5 protein-coding genes and 1 pseudogene are annotated in these 5,699 nt (G+C 64.7%); 2 read left to right on the top strand and 4 right to left on the bottom strand.

Features of this window, described 5'->3' with window-relative positions:
• Positions 1 to 62: 62 nt before the first annotated feature.
• From Y708_RS0115945 to Y708_RS0115935, 4 genes are all read right to left on the bottom strand, one after another.
• Positions 63 to 602 (bottom strand): hypothetical protein, encoded by a 540-nt coding sequence (locus Y708_RS0115945; RefSeq protein WP_028280694.1) that lies wholly within the window; start codon positions 600 to 602, stop codon positions 63 to 65.
• Between the two features lie 82 nt (positions 603 to 684).
• Positions 685 to 2,454: an FtsX-like permease family protein gene (locus Y708_RS25675; protein ID WP_253905846.1), complete on the bottom strand. Its 1,770-nt coding sequence runs from the start codon at positions 2,452 to 2,454 to the stop codon at positions 685 to 687.
• Positions 2,448 to 3,164, bottom strand: a complete 717-nt coding sequence (locus tag Y708_RS31150; protein ID WP_253905845.1) for an ABC transporter permease — start codon at positions 3,162 to 3,164, stop codon at positions 2,448 to 2,450. The genes Y708_RS25675 and Y708_RS31150 overlap by 7 nt, the downstream gene beginning before the upstream one ends.
• Positions 3,165 to 3,167: 3 nt before the next feature.
• Positions 3,168 to 3,944, bottom strand: coding sequence for an ABC transporter ATP-binding protein (locus Y708_RS0115935; protein WP_028280693.1), 777 nt, complete (start codon positions 3,942 to 3,944; stop codon positions 3,168 to 3,170).
• A 143-nt stretch (positions 3,945 to 4,087) separates the two neighbouring features.
• Here Y708_RS0115935 and Y708_RS0115930 point away from each other — a divergent pair, with 143 nt between their 5' ends.
• Complete coding sequence (locus Y708_RS0115930; RefSeq protein ID WP_051479071.1) at positions 4,088 to 4,999, top strand: ABC transporter ATP-binding protein; 912 nt, start codon at positions 4,088 to 4,090, stop codon at positions 4,997 to 4,999.
• Positions 4,999 to 5,699 (top strand): annotated as a pseudogene (locus Y708_RS25670) (polyketide antibiotic transporter); the annotation flags it as partial. The gene Y708_RS0115930 and the pseudogene Y708_RS25670, both read left to right, overlap by 1 nt.

Raw genomic sequence — 5,699 nt, 5'->3', positions numbered from 1 at the left:
TATGTTAGGTGCGCCCGCCGTTTTCGGGTGCGAAACCAGGCAACGGGCGCGGTCTGGCGCGCTTAGCTGTCCCTGTTTTTGAACCGGTCCACTGCGGTGGCGCGCATCACGGCGGCAACTTCGCGCTGCTGCTCTTGTGCCCGCTCCAGCAGCGACTCGAGCTGCGATGTGGTGAGTGGGGGGAGGGCAATTCCTGCGCGGTTGAGGGTGAGCAGGGTGTCCCAGAGGCATTCCTTGCCACGGATGGCGCTCTGCAACGATTCCAGTTCAAGCTGTGCGCCTTCGCCCTTGTCGGAGCGCAGCGGATTGATGGGATTGACCTTTCCCAGCTGTGCACTGACTTGGGCAAACGCCATCTTGGCCTTATTCGGAGTGAAACCAAGGGAGCGGATCAGCCTCAGGAGATCTTCGCGGTCCTTGGAGATTTCATCAAACAACCGGGCGAAGACCTTCTCATGCTCAGTTCCGCGCCATGAGCGCTGCGCGGCTTGAAACAGGCGAACCCCTCCCGTGGCGGCCAGGAGATGGTCATCCAGGTAGCGGGAGAGGAGCCCGGGGTCTGGGGTACGCGGAGTATCACCGGTGGCGGGCTGTTGACTCATGAGGGTTCCTTTCGCGGCGCCGTGACCTGCGAAGACGCCCAAGTCGCTTAATTCTCGCAGGTCACGGAGCGGGAGAACAGTCCTAGCCCATCGCCAGACCTTCCACGGGCGAAAGCCGGGCTGCGCGCCGCGCAGGCATTACCGAGGCGATCAGTCCGGCAACCACCGCCACTAACAGAACCCCGGCCAGTTGGAGCCACGGAATGGACGGGGTCACGGCCGCCACCGAACCGAGGGCGGCCTGCGCGCCGAGCCACCCGTACAGGATGCCCAGCGCGGTGCCCAGCAGGGCTGATACGCCAGCGACGAGCACGGCTTCCACCGCCAGCATGATGCGCAGCTGCGCCCTGGTCAGTCCCAACGCCCTCAGCAGAGAGGATTCCCTGGTTCGCTCCAGCACGGAGAGGGAGAGCGTGTTGGCCACGCCGATCAGCGCGATAAACACCGCTACTGCCAGGAGGGCGGTGACCACCAGAAGCAGCACGTCAATGATCTGGTTGAACGTTGCACGCTCAAGGGCGGCTCCGCTCACCTGATAATCGGACAGGCCCAGCGTCTCGACGATTTCCGTCCGGAGTGCTGTCACGGCACCGTAATCCAGGGAGTCATCAAGCTTCAGCCACACCTCGGAGCCCTGGGAAGCGGGGTCGGTCACAACGCCGAGGCGCTCGGCTGTCGCCTCTGAGATGAGCGGAACCAGGGTCCGGCTCTCGACCTCCCGAACCGGCAGTGTCTTGCTCCCGGAGGCCCCGTCGATGGTGATTTCCGGAAGGCCGCTGTCTTCAGGCATCAGCACGATGTCGTCCACCGGGCGGGTCTCCGCCGAGCGGAGCACAGCCTCGGCATCCGATCCGGAGATCGTATAGACAGTGCGCTCACCGCTCTCGACGCTGGTTGTGGCCACAGCGGTGAGGGCCGCAGCCGCTTCAACCCCCTCGATGGACGCCAGGGTCTCCAACGCGGTCGCGGTCCTGTCAGCTTCCAGCTGGATACTGAGATCCACTGGGTAGTTCTGCGCAAGCGTGTCCTCGAAGGCCGTGCGTGATGTTTGTGCGCCGGCCATCATCATGGTCACAAGGGTTACCCCGACAACCAGTGCGGTGGCAGTCGCAGTGGTCCGGGCGGGATTGCGCACGGCATTGACCGCGGCGAGCCGTCCAGGCACACCGAGCGGTTCAGCGAGTCGTCCGAGCCCGGACACAAGTGCAGGTATGAACAGGCTGGCGCATAGAAGCACTCCCAGAAACGACATCGCACCACCCGGAAGTGCCATCAGGAGATCCGCACGGGCGGCGCCGGCGGCAAGCAGCGCTCCACCCATAATCACCAGCACGCCGCCGCCGATCAGCCGGAACTTTCCACGGCGGTTGGACACGTTCACGTAATCAGCCGGTCGCAGTTCCTCAAGGGGCGCGACGGCCGTTGCTGCCCGTGCGGGAACAAAGGCTGCGGCAAGCGTCATCAGCAGGCCGACGGCGATGCCTGCGATTACGGCCGACGGCGGTACCGCAAGGGTGGCGAATTCACTGCCTGGATTGTTCCGGGCAACTTCCACCAGCACCCACATCACCCCGGCTGCCAGCAGGACGCCGAACACGGAGGACACAAGACCCATGATCGCTGCTTCCACCAGGACTGAGTTGCGGATCTGTCCTCGCCCAGCGCCAATGCAGCGCAGCAGCGCCAGTTCACGGGTGCGCTGCGCCACCAGTACGGAGAAGGTGTTGGAAATCACCAGGGCCGTAACGATGATGGCGACGACGGCGAACGCGAGCAGGATGATTGTCAGCTGATCCTGCCCACCGGACAGCGCGGCTACGTCCTGCGTGGTCTGGTCCGCGGCAGTCAGCACCGAAGCGGCAATGCCTGCGCCGAGAGGGCAGCCACAATCTGTTGAGAAACCTCACCGGCATGAGCGCCGGCGGTCAGTGCGATGTGGACGTTGACGGGGAAGGCGCTGTCGTCGCCGAGTGAGCGGACCAGCGTCTCAGCGGCCTGAAGTTGCACCATCCCCGATTGGAAGGGCTGAGCTGATGGCCGCGACAGGCCCACCACTGTCAGGGCCGTCCCGTCCGCGAGGCTGTCCTCAACCGATCCAAGGCCAGGTGTTGCGGCCTGCACCGTGTCTCCGACCGACAATCCCAGCTGGGTGGCGGATCCCGAATCGATAGCGATCTCGGAATCACCGTGGGGAAGCCTGCCCTGCTCAAGCTGGGTGGTCTCCAGAACGGGGGGTGCCAGGTTCTGCAGACCGGCCATCGTGACGCCGCCGGTTCCAGCGTCAAGCGCCACGAAGCCCTGCAGCTGCGCGTAGGCGGCGGAAACGCCATCCACAGGCGTGATGGTGTCGAGGATGTTGGCCGGCAGCGCGGATTGACTGGAAGTAACCACCAGATCGGACGCGGCGTACCCCGCGCCGACGCTGTTCTGGAGGGTGGCGTTGGTTGTTCCGCCAACCATGAGGGTTGCGGAGAGGAACCCGACGCCGAGCATGATGGCGAGCCCCACTGCAATGAACCGCCGAGCGTGTGTTCTGACCTGCGCCAGTGCTACCTGCAGCATGACTTACCCGCCCAGACGTGAGAGGGCGGCCACGATGGAATCGGCGTCGGTGCGCTCCAGCTGGCCCACCAGTTCGCCATCCTTCATGAGCACCACGCGGTCAGCGTAGGATGCAGCCACCGGATCGTGGGTGACCATGATGATGCTTTGGCCCATTTCCTGGCTGCTTCTGCGCAGGAGTGACAATACTTCGGACCCGGACGTGGAGTCGAGGTTGCCGGTGGGCTCGTCGCCGAAGATCACGTCCGGCCGGGTGAGGAGTGCGCGTGCCACGGCAACCCGCTGCTGCTGGCCACCGGAGAGTTCGTGTGGCCGGTGGCTGAGCCGGTCTCTCAGCCCCAGGGCGTCGGATATCTGCCTGAGCCAGGCACGGTCCACGGTTCCGCCCGCCAGCGACACCGGAAGGGTGATGTTCTGCTCCGCCGTGAGGGTTGGTATCAGGTTGAAGGCCTGGAACACGAAGCCCACGCGGTCGCGGCGAAGGCGGGTAAGGCGGTTATCGGGCAAACCGGTGATCTCGGTGTCGCCGATCCACAGCCTGCCGGAGTCCGCGGAATCGAGACCGGCGAGGCAATGCATCAGCGTGGACTTGCCGGACCCGGATGGACCCATGATGGCGGTGAATCTACTCCGGTCAAACCGCACACTGACGTCGCGCAGGGCGTGAACGGCGGTATCGCCACGCCCGTAGGTCTTGGTGAGGTTGGCCGCGGAGACGGCGGAGGCGGTGTCGATTGGTGAGGGCAGCGGCACGGGGGCCGCGTCTGCGGAAGTGGTCATTTCTCCACGCTATTGCCGCCTGCCGCAGCGCGAATCGGCCCGGGGGAGGGTGTTCCAACCACGCGGCTCATACTCCGGTATGAAGGGACTGGATCAATGTAGGCTGTGGACAGGTTGTTGTCGCTGTACCGAGGAAGCGGACCATGACTTCAGCATCAGACCCTGTGGTTAGCGCAACGTTGCTCGTGAAGAAGTTTGGCAGAACCCGGGCTCTGGACGGACTCAATCTGAGCGTTGGCGCAGGGGAGGTCCACGGGTTCCTGGGCCCCAATGGTGCCGGTAAATCAACTACCCTCCGGGTCCTTCTCGGACTCATCCGCCCCACCTCTGGCTCGGTCCGTATTTTTGGAATGGATCCATGGCGCAACCCCGCGAAAACCCACCGGGATATCGCCTATGTCCCGGGAGATGTGGGTCTGTGGCCCAACCTTTCCGGCGGCGAGGTCATCGATCTGCTGACCGGCCTGCGCGGTGGCTCAGACGAGAGACTGCGCCGCAGACTGGTGGATGAATTTGAGTTCGACCCGCGGCGAAAGGCCCGGACATATTCAAAAGGCAACCGCCAGAAGGCGGCGCTGATCGCGGCCTTCGCGCGCCCGGCTCGTTTGTACGTTCTGGATGAGCCGAGCGCCGGTCTGGACCCCGTGATGGAATCGGTCTTCCGGCGTCAGATCCGGCGTGTCAGCGCTGACGGCGCCACTGTCCTACTCTCCAGCCACATCCTCAGCGAGGTCGAGCAGCTCTGCGGTCGGGTGACGATCATCCGTTCCGGGAAAGCGGTCGAATCCGGGACGCTGACCCAGCTGAGGCATCTAAAGCAAACCCACTTCAGAATTGAGGGTGCGGTGAATGTTGGCCTGGTAGCAGCACTCCCCGGCGTGAAAGATATCCACACCGACGGGGATACCGTGGAATTCGGTGTCGACGCCGCTGACCTCGGGCCCGTCCTGAAAGCCGTCGCGGCGGCGGAGATCAGCGGGCTGACTGTCTCGCCGCCGTCGTTGGAGTCCCTGTTCTTGCGTCACTACAGCGACCGCACCGGGTCAGCGTCCTGATGCCCGGCATCGTACGGCTGGCACTGGTCCAGGCGCGGCGGGACCGGGTGCTGCTGCCTGTCTGGATCCTTGGGACCGCCTTTCTGGGATTCGTCACAACCAGTGCGGTGGCCCTGGAGTTCGGCCAGGAAAGCGAGCGGGCCGCGATCATCGCGGTGGCCGCAGGCAGTCCGGCGTTCCTCTTTCTGCGCGGGTTTCCCGACGGAACGGGAATTGGCGCGGTGGCGTTTTTCCAGGGGTATTCTTTCACCGCCGTGCTCGCAGGACTGATGAGTACCTTTCTGGTTATCCGGCACACCCGTGCCGATGAAGAGCTGGGACGCGCGGAGCTCATTGCGTCAACTCCGCTTCAGCGCACCGCTTCACTTGTTGCGACGTTTCTCTTGGGCGGTGCCGCGAATGTGGTGCTGGCCGGGTGCGTGGCTGCTGGCTTTGCCGCCGCCGGGCTCCCGGTCATTGGCGCGGTGACAGCGGGAGCCGCCGTCGGCGCCGTCGGGCTGGTTTTCGTGACCGTCGCCGCGGCAATTGCGCAGGCCATGCCCTCGGGACGCAGCGCCAACGGTGCGGCTGCCGCCCTGGTTGGTGCCGCGTATCTTATTCGCGGCGTCGGCGATGCCTTCGGCACCCCGAGCGCTGACCTGACCCGGGTGACCAGCGGATGGTTTTCACTGGTCTCGCCGATCGGCTGGGGACAGCGCTC

This window comes from Arthrobacter sp. H5 (genome assembly GCF_000520595.1).
Lineage (GTDB): Bacteria > Actinomycetota > Actinomycetes > Actinomycetales > Micrococcaceae > Arthrobacter_D.
The sequence above is the reverse complement of the archived record's forward strand: the minus strand, read 5'-3'. Positions and strand labels throughout refer to the sequence as shown.

Excerpts from the sequence above, each read along its gene's own strand:
- Y708_RS0115930 (WP_051479071.1), top strand. The coding sequence starts at position 4,088 with ATGACTTCAGCATCAGACCCTGTGGTTAGCGCAACGTTGCTCGTGAAG.
- Y708_RS0115945 (WP_028280694.1), bottom strand. The coding sequence starts at position 602 with ATGAGTCAACAGCCCGCCACCGGTGATACTCCGCGTACCCCAGACCCC.
- Y708_RS31150 (WP_253905845.1), bottom strand. The coding sequence starts at position 3,164 with ATGCTGCAGGTAGCACTGGCGCAGGTCAGAACACACGCTCGGCGGTTC.
- Y708_RS0115935 (WP_028280693.1), bottom strand. The coding sequence starts at position 3,944 with ATGACCACTTCCGCAGACGCGGCCCCCGTGCCGCTGCCCTCACCAATC.